Annotated in this window: 23 protein-coding genes; 20 read left to right on the forward strand and 3 right to left on the reverse strand. The window is 59.8% G+C overall.

What is annotated here, in order from left to right:
* Positions 1-56 precede the first annotated feature (56 nt).
* Positions 57-392, reverse strand: coding sequence for an STAS domain-containing protein (locus K0V07_RS02290; RefSeq protein WP_220622915.1), 336 nt, complete (start codon positions 390-392; stop codon positions 57-59).
* Between the two features lie 106 nt (positions 393-498).
* Positions 499-1905, reverse strand: a complete 1407-nt coding sequence (locus K0V07_RS02295; protein ID WP_220622916.1) for an exopolysaccharide biosynthesis polyprenyl glycosylphosphotransferase — start codon at positions 1903-1905, stop codon at positions 499-501.
* A 288-nt stretch (positions 1906-2193) separates the two neighbouring features.
* On the opposite strand from K0V07_RS02295, the gene K0V07_RS02300 reads away from it, so the two are divergent.
* Together K0V07_RS02300 and K0V07_RS02305 are read left to right on the forward strand one after the other, a co-directional pair.
* Positions 2194-2697: a hypothetical protein gene (locus K0V07_RS02300; protein ID WP_220622917.1), complete on the forward strand. Its 504-nt coding sequence runs from the start codon at positions 2194-2196 to the stop codon at positions 2695-2697.
* On the forward strand, positions 2694-3245 hold the full coding sequence (locus K0V07_RS02305) for a transcription termination/antitermination NusG family protein (RefSeq protein WP_220622918.1): 552 nt from the start codon (positions 2694-2696) through the stop codon (positions 3243-3245). Before K0V07_RS02300 ends, K0V07_RS02305 begins: the two co-directional genes overlap by 4 nt.
* A gap of 5 nt (positions 3246-3250) precedes the next feature.
* On the opposite strand, the gene K0V07_RS02310 is transcribed toward K0V07_RS02305, so the two are convergent.
* The gene (locus K0V07_RS02310) at positions 3251-3388 is read right to left on the reverse strand and encodes a hypothetical protein (RefSeq protein WP_220622919.1); all 138 of its coding nucleotides are present in this window, start codon (positions 3386-3388) and stop codon (positions 3251-3253) included.
* Here K0V07_RS02310 and K0V07_RS02315 point away from each other — a divergent pair.
* The 18 genes from K0V07_RS02315 to K0V07_RS02400 all read left to right on the forward strand — a co-directional run bounded on the left by K0V07_RS02315 (position 3387) and on the right by K0V07_RS02400 (position 22294).
* Positions 3387-4250 carry an ABC transporter permease gene (locus tag K0V07_RS02315; RefSeq protein WP_220622920.1) on the forward strand — a complete coding sequence of 288 codons (864 nt, stop codon included), beginning with the start codon at positions 3387-3389 and terminating at the stop codon, positions 4248-4250. The genes K0V07_RS02310 and K0V07_RS02315 overlap by 2 nt on opposite strands.
* A gap of 29 nt (positions 4251-4279) precedes the next feature.
* Positions 4280-5593, forward strand: coding sequence for an ABC transporter ATP-binding protein (locus tag K0V07_RS02320; protein ID WP_220622921.1), 1314 nt, complete (start codon positions 4280-4282; stop codon positions 5591-5593).
* A 6-nt stretch (positions 5594-5599) separates the two neighbouring features.
* A complete protein-coding gene (locus K0V07_RS02325) occupies positions 5600-6970 on the forward strand; it encodes a glycosyltransferase family 4 protein (protein WP_220622922.1) in 1371 nt (456 codons plus the stop codon).
* Positions 6967-7923, forward strand: a complete 957-nt coding sequence (locus tag K0V07_RS02330) for a glycosyltransferase (RefSeq protein ID WP_220622923.1) — start codon at positions 6967-6969, stop codon at positions 7921-7923. The genes K0V07_RS02325 and K0V07_RS02330 overlap by 4 nt, the downstream gene beginning before the upstream one ends.
* Positions 7920-8849 carry a glycosyltransferase family A protein gene (locus K0V07_RS02335; protein ID WP_220622924.1) on the forward strand — a complete coding sequence of 310 codons (930 nt, stop codon included), beginning with the start codon at positions 7920-7922 and terminating at the stop codon, positions 8847-8849. The genes K0V07_RS02330 and K0V07_RS02335 overlap by 4 nt, the downstream gene beginning before the upstream one ends.
* Positions 8846-10090, forward strand: coding sequence for a glycosyltransferase (locus tag K0V07_RS02340; protein ID WP_220622925.1), 1245 nt, complete (start codon positions 8846-8848; stop codon positions 10088-10090). The genes K0V07_RS02335 and K0V07_RS02340 overlap by 4 nt, the downstream gene beginning before the upstream one ends.
* Positions 10087-10842, forward strand: coding sequence for a WecB/TagA/CpsF family glycosyltransferase (locus K0V07_RS02345; protein WP_220622926.1), 756 nt, complete (start codon positions 10087-10089; stop codon positions 10840-10842). The genes K0V07_RS02340 and K0V07_RS02345 overlap by 4 nt, the downstream gene beginning before the upstream one ends.
* Before the next feature lie 19 nt (positions 10843-10861).
* Positions 10862-11902, forward strand: coding sequence for a glycosyltransferase family 61 protein (locus tag K0V07_RS02350; RefSeq protein WP_220622927.1), 1041 nt, complete (start codon positions 10862-10864; stop codon positions 11900-11902).
* Positions 11899-12690, forward strand: a complete 792-nt coding sequence (locus K0V07_RS02355; protein ID WP_220622928.1) for a glycosyltransferase family 2 protein — start codon at positions 11899-11901, stop codon at positions 12688-12690. The genes K0V07_RS02350 and K0V07_RS02355 overlap by 4 nt, the downstream gene beginning before the upstream one ends.
* A gap of 6 nt (positions 12691-12696) precedes the next feature.
* A complete protein-coding gene (locus K0V07_RS02360; RefSeq protein WP_220622929.1) occupies positions 12697-13740 on the forward strand; it encodes a glycosyltransferase in 1044 nt (347 codons plus the stop codon).
* Between the two features lie 128 nt (positions 13741-13868).
* Positions 13869-14555 carry a methyltransferase domain-containing protein gene (locus K0V07_RS02365; RefSeq protein WP_220622930.1) on the forward strand — a complete coding sequence of 229 codons (687 nt, stop codon included), beginning with the start codon at positions 13869-13871 and terminating at the stop codon, positions 14553-14555.
* A 4-nt stretch (positions 14556-14559) separates the two neighbouring features.
* A complete protein-coding gene (locus K0V07_RS02370) occupies positions 14560-15420 on the forward strand; it encodes a hypothetical protein (RefSeq protein ID WP_220622931.1) in 861 nt (286 codons plus the stop codon).
* Positions 15417-16247 carry a glycosyltransferase family A protein gene (locus tag K0V07_RS02375; protein WP_220622932.1) on the forward strand — a complete coding sequence of 277 codons (831 nt, stop codon included), beginning with the start codon at positions 15417-15419 and terminating at the stop codon, positions 16245-16247. Before K0V07_RS02370 ends, K0V07_RS02375 begins: the two co-directional genes overlap by 4 nt.
* A 2-nt stretch (positions 16248-16249) precedes the next feature.
* On the forward strand, positions 16250-17371 hold the full coding sequence (locus K0V07_RS02380; protein WP_220622933.1) for a hypothetical protein: 1122 nt from the start codon (positions 16250-16252) through the stop codon (positions 17369-17371).
* Positions 17368-18618 carry a glycosyltransferase gene (locus K0V07_RS02385; RefSeq protein WP_220622934.1) on the forward strand — a complete coding sequence of 417 codons (1251 nt, stop codon included), beginning with the start codon at positions 17368-17370 and terminating at the stop codon, positions 18616-18618. The genes K0V07_RS02380 and K0V07_RS02385 overlap by 4 nt, the downstream gene beginning before the upstream one ends.
* Entirely contained in the window at positions 18611-19957 is a 1347-nt protein-coding gene (locus tag K0V07_RS02390) for a hypothetical protein (protein ID WP_220622935.1), read from the forward strand. Before K0V07_RS02385 ends, K0V07_RS02390 begins: the two co-directional genes overlap by 8 nt.
* A complete protein-coding gene (locus K0V07_RS02395) occupies positions 19920-21077 on the forward strand; it encodes a glycosyltransferase family 1 protein (protein WP_220622936.1) in 1158 nt (385 codons plus the stop codon). The genes K0V07_RS02390 and K0V07_RS02395 overlap by 38 nt, the downstream gene beginning before the upstream one ends.
* 68 nt (positions 21078-21145) lie before the next feature.
* Entirely contained in the window at positions 21146-22294 is a 1149-nt protein-coding gene (locus tag K0V07_RS02400; protein ID WP_220622937.1) for a glycosyltransferase, read from the forward strand.
* Positions 22295-22298: the final 4 nt, after the last annotated feature.

Consider the following 22298-nt stretch of genomic DNA (forward strand, 5'->3'; position numbering starts at 1 on the left):
TCTGGCGCCTGGCCAGCAGACGGCAGAGATGTTTCAAACAACCGCAGGCGGCAGGCTCAGGAAAGAGCCTGGAGCGCTTCTTCGCGGGTGGCGTAAATCGGGAAAATGCTGGTGAATCCGGAGATTTCGAAGACCTGCTTGACGTTCGGGTTGAGCGTCGAAAGGGCGATCGAACCTTCCTGCTTCTTGAACTGCTTGGCAGCCGAGAGCAGAACGCGCAGACCGGCACTGCTGATGTAGTCCAGCTCGCGGCAGTCCACCAGTACCTTGGCTTCGCCGGCTTCGACCAGCGCAGTCAGCTTTTCATCGAGTGAACCGGATGTGCTGACATCGAGACGCCCCTGGAGGCTGAGAATGTTAATGGAGTCCTGTTTTTCCTGGGTAATTTCCACGGTGAGGGAGGTTTGATGGTTTTAGGTCGCCCCGGCGGGGATTGGGCTTGATAAAGACGTTTACCCCAGCCCGTTTCAAGCGTTTTCTGACAGGGCCTGGCGAGTTTTAATACGCCGATGAGGGCGGTTTAATAACCAGACGCACCGTGCGCAGCATGATTTCCAGGTCCATCCACACGGACCACTCGTTAATGTATTCCAAGTCGTAATGCACCCGCTGGCGCAGCAGCTCCACATCCGTGATCTCGCCCCGGAAGCCCTTACACTGGGCCAATCCCGTCAATCCTGGCTTCACAAAATGCCGCTGCGGGTAGATCTTTACGTCCTGGCTGAAAATCCGGTCGTGCTCGGGCAAATGCGGCCTCGGGCCTACGACGCTCATCTCCCCCTTGAGCACATTGATGAACTGCGGCAGCTCATCCAGACTGGTGCGCCGCATAAACTCCCCGAAACGGAAAACCCGTGGATCGTGCCGGGTGGCCTGCTGCGCCTCATCGCCCTTGCGCCGCACGTGCATGGTACGGAATTTATAGAGCACAAACTCCCGGCGGTTGTAGCCCCGGCGGATCTGCTTAAAAAAGACCGGCCCCCGCGACTGCATACGCTGCTTGATCCAGACCAGCGGGATCATCACCGGCAGGATGAGAAACACCACCGGGATCGCTACCGCGAGGTCCAGCAGGCGCTTGATCATGCGGTTGAGCGGGCTCTCCAGCGGTTCCTCACGCAGCGTGAAAAACGTGTAGGGCCCGTCCTTCACGCTGATCAAAGGATAGTCGAAGTACTCCGCCCACGGGTTAAAGATGAGGATCTGGCACCCCTCCTCGTCAGCAGCGTCCAGGATCTCCTTCACCCATTCCTTGGAGTGGCGGGTCTCCAGCAGGATGATCTGGTTAACGCCTTGCTCGCGGATCGTCTCCCGCAGCCGCGAGACATCCCCCAGCAGCGGAATGTCCACCAACTCGGGCTCTTCATCGGAAAAGTTGAGCAGGCCGACCACACTGAACCCCAGCGCCTGCCGACTATGCAGCCAGCCGGAAATGCGGGCGCAAGAGGCCGTCGTCCCCACCACCAGGCACGAGCGTATGTTCTTCCCCCCCAGCACATAACGTGAGATCCAGGCGGGCAGAGACATATTCAGCGAGAACAAGACCGCATACGTACAGACCAGATACGTGCTGATAAACACACGTGAGATGGCTTGGTCCTTCGTGGCAAAAATGATGGTGAACAGAATCAGCACGAGGATGAATATCTGCAGGTTCGTCACCTGAAACACCCGCGCCCGGTCCTGCGCCGATATACTCGGCCCCAGCATGGTGTAGAAATTAAAGAAAATCGCCCCCGAAGCCACCAGCCCCATCATATACAGTGGCCAATTGATGAGGTCATAGGCCAGCCGGCCCGTGACCTCCACCCCAACGGCGGCCAGGGCAAAAAACAGCAGCGGCAGCACCAGCACGATCACACATCCGTGCAAGGCCAATAATCCTCTGAAGCGGCTATCGAGCATGATCTATCATTCTCTTATTAACATCGGCTGTTTCAGAACGGTGTTAATATTCATCCAGTGCCGCAAGGTTGACGTGATTTTTTCGGTGGCCCAGCCCAAATCCGGGGTCCCTGCCCTATACGTCAAACAGCCCTCCCTGCGCTCTGGCAAATCTTTTCCCGTAAAATCCCGCTATAACAAAACTCTTTTGCCAGCAACGTTTTCAGGATTGCGTCCCCAGGGAATCGGTTTAACTTCATTTTTTATTGAAATAGGCTAATTTCCCCGCGAATCCTGCCGATGGAGACCATGATGGACACCGGACCCTCAGCCACCGACTCACAAGAGGTCGAACAGGAGATTATCACCCTGATGGCCGGTGCCGTCCACACACTTGGCCTGCCCCGCTCGCTTGGCGAGATTTACGGGCTGCTCTACGCCTCCCCCGCCCCCCTGTGCATGGACGACATCATCCGGCGGCTGGATATCAGCCTCGGCACAGCCAGCCAGGGCCTCAAACAGCTCCGGAACTTCCGCGCAGTGCGCATCGTCCACCAGCCGGGACAGCGCAGGGACTACTACGAGCCCGAGACCGAGCTGCGTAAGCTCCTCGCCAATGCCCTGAGCGAGCAGTTCCAACCCCGGCTCGACGCCGGGCAAAAGCGTCTAAGTGAGCTAACCCTGAAGCTGACAAAACTGCCAGAAGACACCCCGGCTCACGAGCATCTGCGCCACCGCGTGGACAAACTGCGCCAATGGCACGAAAATGCTAACCAACTCCTGCCCCTGCTCAGCTCCCTCGTGCACCTATGACCTTTTCCGACCAACCAGCCTGGTACTGCCTAAAGACCCAGCCCAAGCGCGAACGCACCGCTGCGATGAGCCTGCGGGCAATCGATGGCGTTGAGGTGCTCTTCCCGCAGGTCCGCTATCCGCGCCAGGGGACACGCGGTAAATCAACCGCCACAGAGCCGCTTTTTCCCAACTACCTGTTCGTACGGTTTCAACCCCTCAGCCACCTGAAGGCTGTCGGCTATGCCCGTGGTGCGGCCTACGTTGTCAGCCGTGGCAGCGAGCTAGTCCCAGTCCCTGACCGGATCGTCGACGAGCTGGCCAGTCTGGCCCCAGCCTCGATCCTTGAGCTCCCCCTTCAGACACTCCAGGCCGGTGACAACATCCGCATCATTGCTGGTATATTTAGCGGCAGCTCGGCAGATGTAGTGAAGCTCGTCCCCGGCGTCGAGCGCGTACGCCTGCTGCTGGACATCCTCGGCCGCGGCCAGGAGATTGAACTTTCCCTCGACGAGGTGGAGCGCCCTTACGGCCATCCCCTTCGTTACGCCTCTTCCCAAGGCTTCTGAAAACATCACCCCAAATAACCTTCGCGATTGGCTTTACCAACCGGTATCCGGCCAAGGGCGGCAGCGTGGCCGGATTTACCCTTGGCCAGACTCCCTCGCTCAATAGAATGAGAAAGCTGAATCAGAAACGGTTCTTCACCCATGAGTACCAAGACTGAAACGACGAAGTCCGTGACCGTCATCCAACCCTCCCAAGGCTGGCTGACCATCAACGGGCGCGAAATCTGGGCTTACCGCGACCTGCTGGTGTTGCTCGTGCGCCGCGACTTCGTAGCCCGCTATAAGCAGAGCGTACTCGGCCCGATCTGGTTCGTCCTGCAGCCGCTGATCATGACCGCGGTCTTCACGGTCATCTTTGGTAAAATCGCGCAGATCCCCTCGGATGGTGTGCCGCACACGCTCTTCTATCTCTGTGGCCTCTTGGGTTGGAACTTTTTCGCCCAGACCCTTAACGGCACCAGCACCACCTTCACCGCCAACGCCGGGATCTTCCAGAAGATCTACTTCCCCCGGCTGGTCGTGCCGCTCGCCGTCAGCGTCTCATCCGTGTTCACCTTCATCATCCAGCTATTGCTGTTTATGATCGTGTTTGTCGGGTTCAAGTTTTTCAGCCCGGCGGGTGACACCTTCGGGATGACCTGGCGGGTAGCGCTGGTGCCTCTGCTCCTGCTGCACTCTGGGGTTCTGGCACTGGGTGTAGGCCTGTGGATGAGTTCGCTCACCGCCAAATACCGCGACCTCAGCCACCTGAATAGTTTCATCATCCAAATATGGCTGTACCTGACCATCGTGATCCCGGTTTCCAGTGTACCAGCCAAGTACTTGCCCATCGTCCTCCTCAACCCGATGACCCCCGTCATCGAGATGTACAAGCTCGCCTTTCTGGGTAAAGGAACGGTTGAGCCTTCGTACTACCTGTTCTCCCTCGCCGTCTCGATAGCTGTGCTCTTCAGCGGTATCCTCGTTTTCCAGCGTACGGGCCGCACCTTCGCCGACACCGTTTAGCCCCACAATCCCTGCTTTTCCGATCAGCGATGCCTTCGCCCATCATAGAAATCGAAAACCTCAGTAAGCTCTACCGGCTCGGCACAGTCGGGGCCGGCTCTTTACGCGAATCCCTGGAGCAGTTTTGGACGACCCGTGTTCGTGGTCGCCCCCTTCAGGACTGGAATAAACGCGCAAAGCTGAAAATCCCGGACGGACGCGCCGGTCCTCGCCCCAATACCATGTGGGCCCTGCGGGAAACTTCGCTCACCATCAACGAGGGTGAAACTGTCGGGATCATCGGCCGTAATGGCGCGGGGAAGTCCACCCTTCTCAAGCTACTCTCGCGTATCACCGAGCCCACAGGCGGGCGCGCCATTATCCGCGGGCGTGTCTCCTCGCTCCTGGAGGTCGGCACGGGCTTCCACCCCGAGCTAACCGGACGCGAAAACATCTTCCTCAACGGCACCATCCTTGGCATGAGCCGACGCGAGATCTGGGAGAAGCTCGACGCGATTATTGAATTCTCCGAAATCGGCGCTTTTGTCGACACACCGGTCAAGCGCTACTCCAGCGGTATGACTGTGCGCCTGGCCTTTGCGGTAGCCGCCCACCTGGAGCCCGATGTGCTCATCGTGGACGAAGTCCTCGCCGTCGGCGACGCAGCCTACCAGAAGAAGTGCATCGACAAGATGCGTGACGTCGCCGCTCAGGGCCGCACCGTGCTCTTCGTCAGCCACCAGCTTTCCACCCTGGCCAACCTCTGCGAGCGAGCCATCCTCCTGCATGACGGCCAGCTCCAGGCCGACGGGCCCTCCCGCGAAGTCATTGGCCAGTACCTCAACAGCGGCTCAGAGCGCACCCACCAGCAGGTCTGGGACTCCGTGGAGACGGCCCCCGGAGACGACACCGCGCGACTGCACAGCGTCACCGTATTCAGCGACGGCCTGCCGACCGAGAACGTCGAGAGCGACCACGAGATCGTAGTGGAAATTCAATACTGGTGCCTCCGGGACGGCGCACGCATCAACCCCGCCTTTATCCTGCTGGATAAAATCGGGACCCCCATTTTCTCATCCCCCAATCTGCCATCCGCGCGTCTTGGCGAAGATGCCTGGGGCTATCAGCCGCACCCTCAGGGGCTCTACCGCGCGCGCATCACCATCCCCGCCGATTTCCTTAGCGACGGACTCTATCGGGGCCATGTCGCCCTCCAGACCGATGCCTCTGAGCTCAACGCCTGGCAGGAAAATGTCGTCACGCTGATGGTGCATGACACCGGCTCCATGCGCGGCGAGTACCACAACTACTGGATGGGCCTCATCCGTACCCGCTTCGCCTGGGAAACCGATAAGATTGAATAACCGGCCATGACTGCCCCCGCCTCAAACACACCTGCGATCTTCGCACTGCCTGAGTGGCTTCCCCACCTCGGCGGGCTGGCGACATTTTACGCACAGCTGGCTCGTTGCCGCAGCGAGCTGGGACTGCCGACCATTATCCTCACCACACAGAAGGGCGCCGAGGACCCCGGCTGGCCGGGTGTCGAGGTCGTCTCGATCCTTAAAGAAAAAAACGAGCGCTTCGTCCAACTCTGCCAGACGCTCCCCGAACACTGGGAGGTCGCAGCGCTTGCCCTCTCGACGGGCGATGCCATGCGCAACTGGTTAAAGGATCACGCCCCGTCCGGAGCCGTTGTTTTCGCCGCTGAGTTCATGGGCTATGCATCCTGCCTGCGCGGGCCCGACCTCCCTCCGCTCGTCGTCACCGCGCATGGGTCTCTGGGGCAGATTGCCGCGCGCTCACACGGCGGGCCACCCTCGCCCGATCTTCCCCTCCTGCGCCTCCTTGAGTCGGACGCACTCCTGCGGGCACACGCAGTCAGTGCCTACAGCCCGGCCAACGCAACAGAGTGGACAAAGGCCCTCGGGCGTGAAGTCCCCTGCGTGGACCCGCCTTACTTTGTGTCACAGAATTTGGATACGCCAACAGCGAACCGGCCCAAGGAGAGCCTCACCGGTGTCGTTCTCGGCCGACTCCAGGACTGGAAGGGGGCACAGGTCCTCGCCAAAGCACTGGATAAGCTTCAGAGCGAATGCCCCGTCCGCATCGACTGGTATGGCAGCGACACGCCCACCGCGCCCGGCGGTCAATCCATGGCCAGCTGGCTCGAAAAGAGCTACCCCGGCATCTGGCAAAAAAGCTTTCACTGGCACGGTCCTCTGCCCCGTGAGGAAGCCATCGCGCGTCAAGCCGAGGCAGACTTTGCCCTCATACCTTCGCACTGGGACACCCTGAACTTCACTGTGCTGGAAGCCATGGCTGCCGCGAAGCCCGTGCTGGTCTCCACCGGTGCCGGTGCGTCTTACCTGATCGAAAACGGCGTCAACGGGCTAGTCTTCCCGGTCGATGACAGCGATGCTCTTGCACGCACGCTCCAGCACCTGATCAAGACACCCGCCCGCCTTCCAGCGTTGGGGCAAGCGGCACGCGAAACGCTGGCCGAGCGCTTTACGCCAACTGCCTGCACGGCAAACTACACCGCACTGGCCCATCGGGCTACGGAGGCTGCGTCATCGACGTTGAGCACCTACACCGCGGACAGTGCAGGCAGCATTCTGCTACCCCTACTCGAAGCAATAACTCACGCCGACACGCTGCCGCGACACAGTGGCCGCGATCTCCTAAACGCCCTCACCCGCAAGCTCAGCCAACAGCTTGGCATAGACCACCTCTCATGAGCTCGCGTCCCCGCATCTCCGTGCTGATGCCGGTCTACAACGCCGAGCAGTACCTGGCCGAAGCGCTGGGTAGCATCCTTGCCCAGGACGGCGCAGACTTCGAGTGCATCGTTGTCGACGATGGCTCCACCGACGGCAGCGCAGGCATACTCGAAGATTTTGCCAGCCACGATGACCGCCTCATCATTATCTCTCGCCCCAATACCGGCATCGTCGGTGCACTCAACGATGGCCTTGAGCAATGCAGCGGCTACTACCTCGCCCGCATGGATGCCGATGATGTAGCCTGCCCGCAGCGTCTGGCCCGGCAGGCCGCGTTCCTGGATACCCACCCTGAGCACGTAGGCGTAGGCTGCTGGGTCGACTACCTGGACCCCGAGGGAGAACACATCTGGACCTGGAAGATGGATGCCGACTCCTCGCACATCGAGCAGCGACTCCTGGAGGGCGATATCGGAGGCCTCGTCCACCCGGCCATGATGCTCCGCCTGACCGATGTGCAAGCAGTCGGAGGCTATCGCCCTGAGTGCGAATATGTCGAAGACTATGATCTGTTCCTACGCCTGCTGGACCGGGGAAGTTTTACCGTCATCGAGGAGTGCCTGCTGGGCTATCGCCAACACCCAGCCAGTATCAATGCCACCCGCGACCGGGACAACCGCGTCGCCATAAAAAACCGCATTCTGGCCATCACCCGCCAGGAGCGTGGTCTTCCCCCCAAGACGCTCTCCGTGACACCCGTCCGCACCGAAGAGACCATCCTGAGATGGGTTAGCCTGGCCCTGCTCGACAACAACTGGCACAGCGCCCGCAAGAATACGCGTAGGCTGCTGCGAACCGCTCCCTTTACCACCGCCCCCTGGCGCGCCCTTTGGCGGCTGGCCGGTGCCGGCATCGGAAAACTACGGACACGCGTTGGGAAATCCCTGCATAACAATGTAGCCGTTTCATGAATACAGCCGTAGCATTCATTATATTCAACCGCCCCGATACGGCCAAGCGCGTATTCGAATCCATCCGCCAGGCTCGCCCCCCGCGCCTATACGTCATCGCAGACGGCCCTCGCCAGAACAAGCCCGGTGAGGCCGAAGCCGTCTCCGCCACCCGCGCCGTCATCGACAGTGTCGACTGGCCGTGTGAAGTCACCCGCCTGTATAGCAGCGAAAACCTTGGCTGCAAACAGCGCGTATACACCGGGCTGAACTCGGTCTTTGAGCATGAGGAGCAGGCCATCATCCTGGAGGACGACTGCCTGCCCGACCCAACCTTTTTCACTTATTGCGAGACCCTACTGGAGAGGTACCGAGACGAGGAGCAGGTGTTTCATATCGGCGCCAACCAATTTCAGAGACCACGCCTGAAGCGCCCCTATACCTACTACTTCAGTAAATTCCCTCACTGCTGGGGGTGGGCGACATGGAGACGAGCCTGGCGCCTGATAGACCTCAACCTATCCACTTGGGATGAAGCCCAACCAACGCTTGCTCACTACATGAAAAGCGACATCGAGCAGGCATTCTGGGGGCGCATCTTTGGCCGTATTCGCGAGAATCCTGCCGCCAACAGCTCCTGGGCCTATCCGTGGCTCTACACCATGTGGGCTCGTAACTGCGTAGCGATCAACAGTACCGTGAATCTCGTCGAGAACCTTGGTTTCGGCCCGGATGCCACCCATACCGTCGAGGGCGCCTGGTGCCTCCACCGCAAGGCACACCCACTGAAAAAGCTCATTCCTCCCGCCAGCATCACCCTGGACGAAGCAGCGGATGAGCACACCTTTAAATGCAACCACCTGCTGCAAGAAACACGCGGGTGGAAAATCTGCTGGAGCCGGATGAGAATGTCCCTCGGCGCGCTACGCCGCAAACTACTCCCATGAAACGCTTGCTCGCCATTTCGGACCATTTGGATACCGGCGGGGCTGCGATCGCCTGCGGCCGCATCCTGGAGGCAGTCAGCCAATGTGACCCGACCCTTGAGATCAGCCGCATCGTCCAATACGCGCCCGAGGAACCGCATCCCCATACCTGGCGCCTCAGCCCGCACCTCACTCTTCAGACCTGGGCTCGTCGCCTCAAGCCTCTTGGCCTCGGAGCACTTCTTGAGCAAGCGACTTCTCGCAATCTGCTAGACCGATTTCACCGCCTGCTGGATCAACTTCAACCAGACCTGATCAACATCCATAACATTCACGGGGCCTCCAACTGGGGGTTGGAGTTGATAGAGGCTGCGCTTGAGCACGCCCCCGTCGTATGGACCCTCCACGACATGTGGTCTTTCACCGGTGGCTGCGCTTATTCTTTCGAGTGCGAACGCTTTCGCACCCATTGCGACAGCTCCTGCACCTGCCCTCCCCAGTCCTGTAAGCCCGAAGACAAGCTGTTAGCCGCAAGCTGGGAGCACCGCCGCCGTCTGTTTCAGCATCCGAATCTCTATGCAGTCAGCCCGTCACACTGGCTGGCCCAATGCGCAACGAACGGCAATGGCTGGCCACGCGAGCGCCTTAGCACCATCGCCAACCCGATCGACCTCGACCAATACAGCCCCAGCCTGCGCGAGCACGGCCGCGAGGACCTAAAGCTGGCCACGGGACAAACATCAGCCCTGATCGTGAGCGAGTACCTCCATCAGCCCCGTAAGGGCGGGCACCTGATACATGAGGCGCTGCGAGCCATCACTACGCCACTGACCCTGTTGACGATGGGTAACGCTCCGGCTAAGATCGAGAACCCCAACATTCAATGTAAGCATCTCGGCTATATCGCCGACGAGGCAACCAAAGCCCGTATCTTTGCCGCGGTCGACCTACTCATCCACCCGGCCCCCGTTGACAACCTACCCTGCGTGATCAGCGAAGCCAACGCATGCGGCACGCCTATTGTCGGCTTTCCCATCGGAGGCGTGAAGGAAATGATACGTGAAGGCGAAACCGGCTGGTTAGCCGATGAGCTCTCGGCACCATCTCTGACCAAGGCCATACGCCGCGCCCTGGATGATATAGCCGCCGGGCGAACGCTCCGCCAGAGCGCCCGCGCCTATGCCTCCGAAGCCTACAACCCACAACAGCTCGGGCAAGCATACCTAAGCACCTTTCACCAAGTCCTCGAAGCTTCGGCATGAGCAATACCCACACCATACTGGGAATCCCTTTCTATACGGGGTCCCTCGAGGAAATCATCGAGACAGTCGTCCACGACGGTGGTTTACTTGTCGCACCCTCGGGACCCGGGCTAGCCACGCTGCCCGACGCCCCCGCCTACCAGCAGTCCGTCGAGCACGCTGATGTCGCCCTCACTGACAGCGGCCTGCTCGTCCTGCTGTGGAATCTCACCCACCGGCCCCGCATTCCAAAGATTTCCGGCTACCTGTTTTTCCGGACGCTTATCCAGCATACAGCGCTGCGCGAGCAGGGCGCGACTTTCTGGATCATGCCCAGTGAGGAGGAGATGCACATCAATCTAGCATGGCTCAACAACGAGCAGGGAATACCTGTCACCGAAGATGACTGCTACGTGGCCCCGCACTATCCCGCCCAGGGTGAACTGCACGACGAGACACTTGTGCAGCTCATCGAGCAGCGGAGACCTCGCTTTGTCTTTAACAACATCGGTGGCGGCATCCAGGAGCGCCTCGGCTATGGGCTGCGTCAACAGCTTACCTACCGCCCCGCCATTATCTGCACGGGAGCGGCGATCGCCTTTTTCACCGGACAGCAGGCCAATATCCCCGGCTGGGCCGACAAGCTACACCTGGGCTGGCTGGCGCGCATCGCGGCCGACCCTCGCCGCTACCTCCCTCGCTATCTGGCCGCCGTGAAGTTGGTCCCGCTCTTTTTCCGCTTCGGCAGCCAGAGTCCCCGAACTCGCACCTAACCGCTCTCCCTCTCAATCCATGATCTCCGTCGAACGCCATTTACCCGTCAACCTGATCGAGAGCGACCGCTCGTTGTTTGAGCCGCATCTGCATACGCAGATCCCTGACCCCGGCTTCAAGCATTACCACGATGTGCGCGCAAACGGGCTAGGCATTCTGGTCAAAGGCCTCACACTGCTGCCCGAGAGTTTTCCCGACACGCTCGAGTCTAAGGAGTGGAGCTGGGAGTCCAACCGCTACAATCAACCGCTAACACGGCTGAAGCTGATTCTCCGCAGCCGCCAGCCCGGCCGGACAAAAGCGCTCGAAGAGCCCTGCCTGTGGTTCACCGACACATGGTCGCTGTCCTACTTTTTCTGGATCAGCGAATCCCTGTCCCGACTGGAGTTTTCACGCGAGTTGATCGAGAAAGGATACCCTGTCGTCATGCCCGCACATTTCATGGAGGTTGATTTTGTTCGCACCTCACTGGAGATGTTCGGTGTAGAAAATATCGTCCCCGTCTCCATCGGCCACAACTGCCTCATGCGGGATGTCACCATCCCCACTCGCACGGCTGGCATTCACCACTTTAACCCCGAGCTCATTCGCCGCGTAGGTGAGCGCTTTCGTTCCGTTGCCCCGCCTCCTCCGGATGGTATCGGAGAAAAAATACACATCAGCCGTCGCAAAGCCCGCATGCGCAAGTTTGTCAATCAGGACGAGGTCGAGGCCATGTACGATCGCTTTGGCTACACCACGGTCTGCATGGAGGACTACAGCTTCCGTGATCAAGTCGGCATGCTTAGCCGTGCGCGTGCGCTGGCATCCATCCATGGCGCAGGACTGGTTAATATCCTGATGATGCCACCCGGCGCAGCTGTCTTTGAGATGAAAATGCGCGGCCCCCTCAACAGTAGCTTCTTCAACCTGGCCTCGGCCTGCGGCCATCCCTATTTCTACCAGGCATGCGAGCCGGAAAAGCCCGACGTCATCGAGCAACAGAATAATTTCATAGCCGACATCGACCAGCTCGAGCGCAACCTCGAATTAATCGAGAAAAGCCTTTCTCGACCATGAGCGAAGCACCTCTCATCACCGTCATCACTCCGGTGCTCAACTGCGCGCGGTTCATCACCGCCTGCATGGAGAGCGTCGCTACGCAGGACTGCACGCTGGTCGAGCATCTCATCGTGGATGGGCTCTCAACAGATGGCACCCCCGAGCTCGTGCGTGACTTCGCAGCTACGCACCCGCATGTCCGCCTCATCAGTGAAAAAGACTGCGGCCAATCCGATGCCATGAACCATGGCATCCGCGAGGCCAACACGCCTTACATCGGATTCCTCAATGCCGACGACTACTATGCACCCAACACCCTGAACCGCGTTTGCGGGCTGGCCAAAGGCCTCCCCGAGCCCGCCTTTCTCTACGCCAACCTGCACGTCTGGGGAGACGACGACAAAGACCTCGGCCTACAGAAGCCCGCTCCCTTGAGCCTTTACAATCTCTGCCGCGGCAAGCCCTTCCCCCTCAACCCGGCTTCATACTTTTACCACAAAAGCCTGCACGAGGTCGCCGGACCGTACGATATTGACGACCATATGACCATGGACCTCGACTTCATTTTTCGGGCCTGCCAGCACGCTCACATCCACTACTATGACGAATGCTGGGGACACTTCAGACTCATTGAGGGCACAAAGACCCAGGGCGAGCTATCCACTGGCGCCACCTTCAAACGCCAGCGCGTATTGGTTAACAAATACATCAACGACCTCCCCCTACCCTGCAAGCTCCGGGCAAAGGTCCTGAATGCCATGGAGCCCATCCAGCGAAAAATAGCCCGCCGCCTAAAGAGAATCTAGCGCCACATGGCAGACGTACAAACAGACACCCCCAAGTCCGGCATCAGTGTCGTTATTTGCTGCTACAACAGCAGCGAACGACTGCCTGCCACCTTGCGCCACCTGCAGGCGCAGCAGGACGCTGACGGTATCGCATGGGAAGTCATCGTGGTGGACAACGCCTCCACCGATAACACCGCCGCCGTCGCTGAGAGTATCTGGTCCGAGAAATCCATCACCCCCCTGCGCATAGTACACGAGCCCCAAGCAGGCCTCAGCTACGCACGAGCTCGCGGGGCAGCAGCAGCCAGGTACGACATCATAGCGCTGGTTGACGATGACAACTGGACCCCACCGCACTGGCTGACCACCGTAGAGCAAATATTTCGCCAGCACCCGGAGGTCGGCGTCGTGGGTGGCCCCACCACCGAGGTCTGCGAGAGCGAGCCGCCTGCCTGGTTTCAGACATTTAAAGGACACTATGCCGTCTACGGCCTGGATTCCCCCGGAGGCATCGTGGAGCAGTACGTCTGCGGCGCGGGCTTGTGCTTCCGAAAGGCAGCTTGGGAGCAACTGCTCTCAGATGGCTTTGAGGGAGAGCTCACCGACCGCAAGGGCAAGGAACTGACATCCGGCGGCGACACAGAAATCTGCGCTGCCCTACGCCTAAGCGGCTGGAAAATCTGGTACGAGCCTGCCCTGCTTATTCAGCATTTCATCCCCACCGGTCGGCTGAACTGGGACTACCTCACCCGGCTCAACATTGGCTTCGGGAAGCAGTCCGTCTACCTCGATGCCTACTATGCCCTGCTGCCGAGCTTCACCCACGGCACACCCGCACCGCCCTGCTGGATGAGCGAATCACTCAAAGCCGTCCGGGCTCTGATCGGGCTATTCCCACAGATCGCCTTTCGCTCGGAGCAATCCCGCGAAGGCAGCGCCAGCTGGCTGATCTGGAAAAACCAGTGTGCCCGCCTGGCAACACTCCTGCGTGAGCGAGGAAGCTACGCGGAGCGCTTCCGGCGGATCGCCGGGGCCAAGTGGAATCACAGCAAAACCCCGCCCCTGTAGCGCCAGCCCGTCGCCTGTCCGTTTACGCAAAGACAATGCCCACGAAAAAGTTTCCCTACGCTCTTTCCTTTTAGTTCCGATCAAACTGGTTTAGGAACCCTTTACCGAACCTCAACACACTTACAATCATGCCCAGACCAAGCTGTATGGTATTCGCTGCCCGCTACCTGCCCCCGGAGGAGATCCGCGGCAAGGAAGTGATCGAAGTCGGCTCCTGCGACTTCAACGGCTCCATCAAACCCTATGTCATGCACTGGGAGCCCAAGTCATACCTGGGCATCGACATGATCGAAGGTCCCTGCGTGGATAAAGTCCTCAACGCCGACCTGCTGGAGCAGGAGTATGGGGCCGAGTCCTTCGACATCGTCCTCTCTATCGAGATGATGGAGCACACACGCTGGTGGCGCACCTCGCTCACAAACATGAAGCGCATCTGCCGCCGCGGCGGTATCCTCATCATCACCTCGCCCGCCATCGGCTACCCCTACCACGGCTACCCGACGGATTTCTGGCGCTACGAGATTGAGGACATGAAAAAGATGCTCTCAGACTTTGAGATACTCGGCATCGAGCGCGATGAGAGCGGCCCGGGCACCTTTGTCGCAGCCCGTAAGCCGATGGACTACCAGGAGTGCGATCTGGACCCGATTGAGCTATACAGCGTGGTAAACGGGCAACGCACCCGTGAGCTCAGCGAAGAAGATTTCAAGAGCAAGTACTTCAAACGAGTCACCACGAAGGTTCGCATCAAAGTCGCCGTCGAAAGCACATACCGCTGGCTGGGCCGCACCGTAACCAAACTACTGAGGATCTAGCACCATGAAGATCGATAAAATCATCACCTTGGGTAACGAGCGGGTCAAAATCCCGCTACTGGCCATGATCCGCTCACTGCGGGCGGTCGGCTGCGAGCTGCCCGTGTGGGTCATCCCCTACGACGAGAACACCTTTGACCTGCCTGAGGGCTGCCAATGGTGGCGAAATGACGAGCTGTACGACTGGCTCAAACAGCAGGGGGGGCGCCCTGTCATGCGCAAGTATCAGACCTTGCTCGCGGACAATTACCAGTTCGTCGACTCGGATGTGATCTTCATTCGCGACCCTGCGCCCGTGCTCGCCCCCTACGAGGGCTGGGTGGCCAGCTGTTGCCACTGGAGCAACCCTGAGCACACCTACACCGAGCACTCTCTCCCCATCCTGCGCGCCCGCACCACGACCTGGCCGAGTAAGATATTCAACACCGGACAGTTCGCCTGCGACCGGGCGCTGTACGATCTGGAGTCCTTTAAGGCCACCGCCGCGAACCCCGACTACCGCCGCACGATTATCGACGACCCCTTCCACGAGCAGCCGGGGATCAACCTGCTCGTCCACCTCTCCGGGGCACCGATCTCCAACCTGACCCTGCCGCCCATTAACATGGAGTCCACCTGGGCGGGCGACTACATCGACGCGGACTACGAGCGCTACTGGCAGGACGAAGCCCGCAAGCCCTATATCATCCACTGGGCCGGGGAAAAGATGAACCCCGACAAGCCCATCTCCGGACTGTTTTTCCAGTACCTCAGCGAAGATGAGAAGAGCAAATTTCTGGCGGACAGTGCCGAAAGCGCTCCCAGTAATGCCAAACGCCTCAAGCGCAAGATCGGCGCCGCCTGGGACGCATTGAAAGACACATGAGCGGACCCCGCTTCTCAGTCATTATCCCGACTTGCCGCCGCAATGACCTGCTGGCGAAGTGCCTGCAGGCGCTTGCTCCCGACGTGCAGACACTTGGCGAGCCGTACGAGGTTATCGTCACGGACGACAGTGGAGATGAAAAAGCACGTCAGCTCATTGAGGAGAAATTTCCCTGGGCGAAGTGGACACCCGGCCCCTGCCGCGGACCAGCCGCCAACCGCAACCACGGCGCCGCTCTGGCCACCGGCCAGTGGCTCGCCTTTACCGATGACGATTGCATCCCGAGCGCCGACTGGCTGGCCGCCTTTGCACAGGCGCTAGCCTCTGGCCGCCAGGTCTACGAAGGCCGCACCACCACCGACCTGCCGCTGAAAGGCCCACGCTATCAGGCCCCTGCAAATGAGCACGGGGGCTACCTGTGGTCCTGCAACATAATGCTGAGCCGTCAGTTATTTAATGAGCTCGGAGGCTTCGATGCGCAGTTCCCGTACCCGCACTTGGAGGATGTGGATCTGAGGCTACGCATCGAGCAGGCAAACCAGCCCTGGGACTTCGTGCCCGCAGCCGTCATCCTGCACCCACAGCGGCCCGCTACCCCCTGGCTCAGGCGGGCTCGCTCCCAGCAGTCAGCCGTGTACATGTGTCAGAAATTCAAGAAGCCCCTGAGCTTCGCAAACCTCGATCTGGTCTCGTACCTGCGCCGCATCAAGCAAGTCGCATGCGGAGCGGGTCCACTCCTCGACCGCGCGGCCGCAGTCGCAGGGCTTTGCGCTGAGTACGTCTACATCAAGACGCGCATACCGTATTGGAAAAATAAATACAAATAACGGTGAAGATCGCATTCTTGTGTAACTGCCTCGAACCCGGCCGTGATGGCGTGGGGGACTACACCCGCACTCTCGCCGGAGCCTGCGAGGCAGAAGGTCACACCACCCAGACATTTGCCCTGTGCGATCCGCATGCCACAGAGGGAGACAATCGGCGGTTCTCCAACGTATTGGAATCTCTCGATCAACAGCAGAGCCTGATCGAGCAGCTTCACGCCTTTTCCCCTGACTGGGTCAGCCTGCAATTCGTCCCCTACGGGCTGCATCCGAAGGGATTACCCACGCGGCTACCGGCGTTTCTGCGCGCATGCAGCGGCCCGTGGCGCTGGCAGGTGATGTTTCACGAGATCTGGATCGGATGCAGCATAGGAGCCCCGCTCAAGGAGCGCCTCGTCGGCATGCTCCAGCGCCAGCTCATCGCCCGAAGCATGCGTGTGATCCATCCAGTCGTCCATACGCATGCCGAGCCCTACAAGGAGCTCCTGAATCGCCTAGGACTGCGCGCGCGGACGCTTCCGCTCTTTTGCAACCTGCCCATGGAGCCAGACCCTGGCAGAGACAATATGTATTCATTTATGAATACATGCGGCGTCCCAATAAGCGAGGAGAGTCGAAAAGAGTTCTTCGTTGGCGGGCTTTTCGGAACCCTCCACCCCGAGTGGCCGCCACAGCCACTGCTCAACACGCTGCGCGAAACTGCGCTCCGGGAAGGCCGAAAGATCGTCATCATCCATTTTGGCGGGATCGGCCCTGGAAAAGCGCTTTGGGAGGCCCTCATGCACCGCAACGATGAGCACCTCACACTGCTGGAGCGCGGACGCATGGAGGCAGCTGAAGCCTCACGACTGATGAACGCGCTGGACTTTGGGCTGACATCATCACCGCTGAGCCTCATCCAGAAGAGCAGCAGCGCAGTGACCCTGCTCGCCCACGGGCTACCCGTCATCGTCAACCGCGACGAAGTCCACTATCCACGCGTCCCGCGCGAGCTACCCCTGAACGACCCCCAGATCATCCCCTTCCGGGGCAAGCTCCCGATTAACTTTTTCACACTCCCCAAGGCCACCCCCCACACACGGCTTGGACCGGTCACCCGCACTTTTCTGAACGACCTCGGCGCATGATCCTGCTCAGCCACCCAACCGGTAACGAGAACCTCCGCCAGGCGTTGCAAGCCATGCGTGAGGCGGGGCTGCTGGATGCTTTTTACACGACGTTGGGGTTTTCAGAGGAAAACGACCTGAGGCGCCTGCCCATCCCCAACAAACTCCGACGCCAGCTCCTCAAGCGACGGTTCCCACTTCCAGCGGCACAGCTGCACACCTCCCCCTGGCGCGAACTGGTGCGCACACTGATGATCAACCGGCCGGAAAACTTCCTCACCCGGCATGAGTGCGGACCGTGCAGCGTAGACGGTGTCTATCGCGCCCTCGACCGCAGGATCGCCCGGCGGCTACGCAACAACACGGGCTCCATACGCGCCGTTTATGGCTATGAGGACGGTTGCCTGGAGCATTTCCGCGCTGCCCATGAAAAGGGCCTGACGACGATCTATGAACTTCCCACCGCCTATGGCCCTTATGCACATACCGTGCTTGATGAGGAGGCACAGCGCCGCCCAGACTGGAAGCCAACCCTGATCTCCACCCGCGACTCCATGGAGAAGCTGGAGCGGAAAAGGCAGGAGCTTGAACTGGCTGATGTCGTCGTATGCCCGAGTGCCTTTGTGGAGAATTCGCTCCCCGCAGAAATACGCGCATCCAAGCACATCCTGCGCATGCCCTATGGCATTGACCCGGTTGAAAACCTCCCCGCCTACTCCGCCCCGACAAGCCGACCGCTAAAGTTCCTCTACGCCGGGGCATTGAGTCAGCGAAAGGGGCTGGCCGATTTATTTGAGGCCTGGAACCTGGCTCAACTACCCGAGGCAGAGCTTCATGTGATGGGCTCACAGCTCATGCCCGCGTCCTTCTATAAAGAACGCTGCCCGACTGCGATTTTCCATGCGCCCCGCCCACGCCAGGAAGTTCTGAGCCTGATGGATGCCTGCGACGTACTGGTCCTGCCCTCCTTGATCGAGGGGCGAGCCCTTGTCCAGCTGGAGGCCATGGGCAGAGGCTTACCGCTACTGATCACCCCCAACACCGGCGGAGACGATCTGATAGAACCGGGCCGCACAGGCTTCATCGTACCGACTCGGTCTCCACAAGCGCTGGCGGAGCGCCTGACCTGGTTCAGCGAACACCGGGCGGAGCTTCCCCAGATGCGCGAGCACTGCCTGCGAAAGGCTGCCGAGGCATCATGGGGTCACTACCGCGAGCAATTGGCTGGCTCCCTACTCTCAATTATGAAAGAAGACCTGCATGGCTAAACGGCTGGGAACAAAGGACCTCATCAAGTGGCTGCTATGGCTCTACATCGCCCTGCTGATTGGCGAGGGCGCGCTGCGTAAGTGGTTTCTGACCCCGCTGGCCGAGCCGCTGCTCATCGTCCGCGACCCGATTGTCGTCTTAATCTACCTGATGGCTTTCCGGGCCAAACTTTTTCCGATGAATGGCTTTGTCGCGGCGACCGTGTTTATGGCCTTCATGGCGTTCTTGTTCGGCGCTCTCTCTGCCGATTCGAACTTCATAGTCACCCTGTACGGGCTACGGATCAACTTCCTGCAGATTCCACTCATATTCGTCATCGGGCAAGCGCTGGACTACAAGGACTGTGTATTCATCGGCAAAATACTGATCCTGCTAGCGCTGCCGCAGGTCATGATTATGGTGCTGCAGTTCAGCTCCGGTCAGGGAGCATGGATCAACAAACAGGTCGGAGAGGGGGAAGCCATCCGTGGGGCACTGGGCCGGTTCCGCCCACCGGGAACCTTCTCCTTTATCACGGGCCCGGCGGCCTACTTCCCACTGGTGCTGGCCTTTGTCATTTCTTTCATGCTGCACGAGGGTAAGCGCTACACCTGGCTCTGCGCGATAGGAGGCGCAGCGGTCGCACTCTCCGTCCCCGTATCGATCAGCCGTCTGCTGGCGCTGACCTGCGCGATGGTCATGGGCGCAGCAGTCTATGCCTTTTACCGCCTGCCTAATCCTCCTAAATTAATCATGCGGACAATCGCGATCGCGGCCGTGGTGCTCGTATTCGTACCCATGCTGCCAGTCTTCGATAACGCAACCGAGGCCTTTACCGCCCGCTGGGAAGACGCAACGGGCGAAGGGACAGAGGGCTTTAAGGAAAACATCGTGGGCCGCTTTTTCCACGGCTTGATCGGCCTGCCGATGAATGCCTTCTTCAATGCCCCCATCACCGGCTACGGGGTCGGCGTCGGCTCCAACGTGGGGGCCAAGATGCTGACCGGGTCCGTCACATTTCTGATGGGTGAGAGCGAGTGGGAAAAGATCATGATGGAGCTGGGGCCCATGCTCGGGCTGGGCTATATCATCCTGCGCTTTGCCCTTGTCATCTTTATTTTTCGCTACGCACTGAGCGCCCTAAAAAGTGGAAATGCCATGCCACTGCTGATCTTCACCTCGACCTTTATGCTCATCCTCAACGGGCAATGGGGGCCACCGACGATTCTGGGCTTTGCGATCCTCGGGGGCGGGCTCACCTTGGCCGCGACCAAGACATCCTCCCTCGACCCTGAAGACGCCCCGAAGCCACGCGAACCCGATGATGAAATCGCCGCTGAATCTGGCTCTCATAGCTAACTACCCCCCCGACGGGCAATACAGCATGCAGCGTTTCGCGGACCTGCTGGAGGGCGGCATGCGCGAGCTTGGCGTCAACGTCACCAGAATCGAGCCCAAGCGCATCCTGGGAGGGAAAGGGGCCTTAAGTAAATGGCGCGGATACGTGGACAAATTTGTGCTATTTCCCAGGCACGCGCGCCATGAGCTGCAACAGCTAGCCTCCATAGGGGATAAAGTGATCGTGCATATTTGCGATCACTCCAATGCCCCCTACCTCCAACTATGCGAGGGACTCCCGACCCTGATCACCTGCCACGACGTCATGGCGATCAAGTCAGGACTGGGGCTCGTCCCACAAAATCCAACGCGCTTGAGCGGCCGCCTACTGCAAAAGTGGATATTTCGGCATCTGAAAGACGCGCCCTTCACAGCCTGCGTTTCGGAAAAGACCCGTCACGACCTTCAAACACTAAGCGGCCTGCCGGACGAGCGACTTACCGTCATCCCAAACGCACTCCCCTTCCCTTTTTCTCCGGTCCCGACAGACGAGGCGGAACGCTTAACCCCGGACACAAAAGGCCCCTTCTACCTGCATGTCGGCTCAAATGCCTGGTATAAAAACCGCGTCGGGGCGTTTGCCCTTTATCGAGCCCTGCTACGCAGCCAGCCTGAGGCCAGGATGGTCTTTGTCGGCCCCCCGGACCCGGCTCTGCGACAAGCCATCGACAAGCACTTCCTGAGGGCGCGGGTCAGCTTCCTCACTGGGCTGAGTAACGAGCAACTCGCAGCCCTCTACAGCCGGGCCGAGTGCCTGCTCTTTCCCTCCTGGGAGGAAGGCTTTGGATGGCCCATCGCCGAAGCCCAAGCCTGCGGATGCCCCGTCGCGATCCTGGATCGCCCGCCGATGAGCGAAGTCGGCGGTAGTGCCGCAATCTCCCTGCCAGGCCCTTCAACCAATCCGAAAAAAACCGATGAGTGGGCTCAACGCTGTGCCCCCCTCATCCTCGATGCACTCAAACGGCGCGAAGAACTGAAAACTAACGGAATCGAGCAAGTGCGTAAATACACCCCAACGCGCATGATTCATGCTTATCATGAACTCTACCAGCAACTCACCCAAGCACCGTTGAAACAATGATCCCGCCCTGACACACTCACCGCATCGCCTGCCCCCCTAATCGCTACTCTGTCATTTCTACCTGTAATATGAAAATTTTGCATGTCATCCACACCATGCGGCCTGAGGCCGGAGGTGTGGTGGAAGCCGTCCGGCTGATTGCCGGAGCACAGCTACTACTTGGACACCAGGCTGAGGTCCTCTGCCTCGATGTAGCAGGAACCAACTACAGACCGCTCCCCTTTCATCTGCACGAGATCGGACCGGCCAAACGCACCTACGGCTACTGTCCGTATCTAAAGCCCTGGCTGCGCGCCCACCACAGTGAGTACGATACGATTATCGTCCACGGTCTCTGGCAATATGTAGGGCTGGCCGTCCATAGCTGCCTGCGTAGCACCCAGACGCCCTACTTCGTTTTCCCCCATGGGATGCTGGACCCGTGGTTCAACAAAGCCTACCTGCACAAGCGCATCAAAAAGCAGCTATACTGGCGCTGGGGTGAGTATCGTGTCCTGCGCGATGCCCGTGCCGTGCTGTTTACCTGCGAGGCCGAGCGCGAGCTGGCCCGGACCTCATTCAGCCCCTATCGGGTAACCGCTTCCGTAGTGGGGCTGGGCATCGAAGAGCCGCCCACCGACCTGGCCGAGGCTCGTAGCGCCTTTGAGAAGAGCTACCCGGAGATAGGCAAAGACTACCTCCTTTATCTGGGCCGGATCGACCCTAAGAAGGGACTCGACCTGCTCGTGCTTGCCTATGACGAGCTCGTCAGCAACGGAGCCCGTCCGCCCCAGCTCGTCCTGGCGGGCCCCGGCGACAAGACCGCCTACGCGGAGCGCCTCAGAAGCCTCAGCGAAGCTCCCAATATACACTTTACGGGAATGCTGACCGGCGACCTGAAATGGGGCGCCCTCGCTAACTCACAGGCCCTCATCCTGCCGTCCCATCAGGAGAATTTCGGCATCGTCGTCGCGGAGGCACTCGCCGTAAACAAGCCCGCCCTCATCTCCGACAAGGTTAACATCTGGAAGGAAGTCGTTGAGGACGGAGCTGGCATGGCCGAGCCCGACACGCTGCCCGGTACCGAGCAGCTCCTGTGCAACTGGCTCAGTATGAGCCGTGGCCAAAAGTATGCCATGGCCCAGGCGGCCCGGCGTTGCTATGAGCGGCGCTTTTCAATCCCGGAGGTGGCGAAACGCCTGATGGAAACCATTGACCAGCCAGCGATGCCGTACTAGTTCT

This window comes from Ruficoccus sp. ZRK36 (genome assembly GCF_019603315.1).
Lineage (GTDB): Bacteria > Verrucomicrobiota > Verrucomicrobiia > Opitutales > Cerasicoccaceae > Ruficoccus.

Excerpts from the sequence above, each read along its gene's own strand:
- K0V07_RS02400 (WP_220622937.1), top strand. The coding sequence starts at position 21,146 with ATGAAAATTTTGCATGTCATCCACACCATGCGGCCTGAGGCCGGAGGT.
- K0V07_RS02365 (WP_220622930.1), top strand. The coding sequence starts at position 13,869 with ATGCCCAGACCAAGCTGTATGGTATTCGCTGCCCGCTACCTGCCCCCG.
- K0V07_RS02315 (WP_220622920.1), top strand. The coding sequence starts at position 3,387 with ATGAGTACCAAGACTGAAACGACGAAGTCCGTGACCGTCATCCAACCC.
- K0V07_RS02360 (WP_220622929.1), top strand. The coding sequence starts at position 12,697 with ATGGCAGACGTACAAACAGACACCCCCAAGTCCGGCATCAGTGTCGTT.
- K0V07_RS02350 (WP_220622927.1), top strand. The coding sequence starts at position 10,862 with ATGATCTCCGTCGAACGCCATTTACCCGTCAACCTGATCGAGAGCGAC.
- K0V07_RS02395 (WP_220622936.1), top strand. The coding sequence starts at position 19,920 with ATGATGAAATCGCCGCTGAATCTGGCTCTCATAGCTAACTACCCCCCC.
- K0V07_RS02345 (WP_220622926.1), top strand. The coding sequence starts at position 10,087 with ATGAGCAATACCCACACCATACTGGGAATCCCTTTCTATACGGGGTCC.
- K0V07_RS02310 (WP_220622919.1), bottom strand. The coding sequence starts at position 3,388 with ATGGGTGAAGAACCGTTTCTGATTCAGCTTTCTCATTCTATTGAGCGA.
- K0V07_RS02355 (WP_220622928.1), top strand. The coding sequence starts at position 11,899 with ATGAGCGAAGCACCTCTCATCACCGTCATCACTCCGGTGCTCAACTGC.
- K0V07_RS02320 (WP_220622921.1), top strand. The coding sequence starts at position 4,280 with ATGCCTTCGCCCATCATAGAAATCGAAAACCTCAGTAAGCTCTACCGG.
- K0V07_RS02340 (WP_220622925.1), top strand. The coding sequence starts at position 8,846 with ATGAAACGCTTGCTCGCCATTTCGGACCATTTGGATACCGGCGGGGCT.
- K0V07_RS02305 (WP_220622918.1), top strand. The coding sequence starts at position 2,694 with ATGACCTTTTCCGACCAACCAGCCTGGTACTGCCTAAAGACCCAGCCC.
- K0V07_RS02300 (WP_220622917.1), top strand. The coding sequence starts at position 2,194 with ATGATGGACACCGGACCCTCAGCCACCGACTCACAAGAGGTCGAACAG.
- K0V07_RS02325 (WP_220622922.1), top strand. The coding sequence starts at position 5,600 with ATGACTGCCCCCGCCTCAAACACACCTGCGATCTTCGCACTGCCTGAG.
- K0V07_RS02330 (WP_220622923.1), top strand. The coding sequence starts at position 6,967 with ATGAGCTCGCGTCCCCGCATCTCCGTGCTGATGCCGGTCTACAACGCC.
- K0V07_RS02390 (WP_220622935.1), top strand. The coding sequence starts at position 18,611 with ATGGCTAAACGGCTGGGAACAAAGGACCTCATCAAGTGGCTGCTATGG.
- K0V07_RS02370 (WP_220622931.1), top strand. The coding sequence starts at position 14,560 with ATGAAGATCGATAAAATCATCACCTTGGGTAACGAGCGGGTCAAAATC.
- K0V07_RS02335 (WP_220622924.1), top strand. The coding sequence starts at position 7,920 with ATGAATACAGCCGTAGCATTCATTATATTCAACCGCCCCGATACGGCC.
- K0V07_RS02295 (WP_220622916.1), bottom strand. The coding sequence starts at position 1,905 with ATGCTCGATAGCCGCTTCAGAGGATTATTGGCCTTGCACGGATGTGTG.
- K0V07_RS02375 (WP_220622932.1), top strand. The coding sequence starts at position 15,417 with ATGAGCGGACCCCGCTTCTCAGTCATTATCCCGACTTGCCGCCGCAAT.
- K0V07_RS02385 (WP_220622934.1), top strand. The coding sequence starts at position 17,368 with ATGATCCTGCTCAGCCACCCAACCGGTAACGAGAACCTCCGCCAGGCG.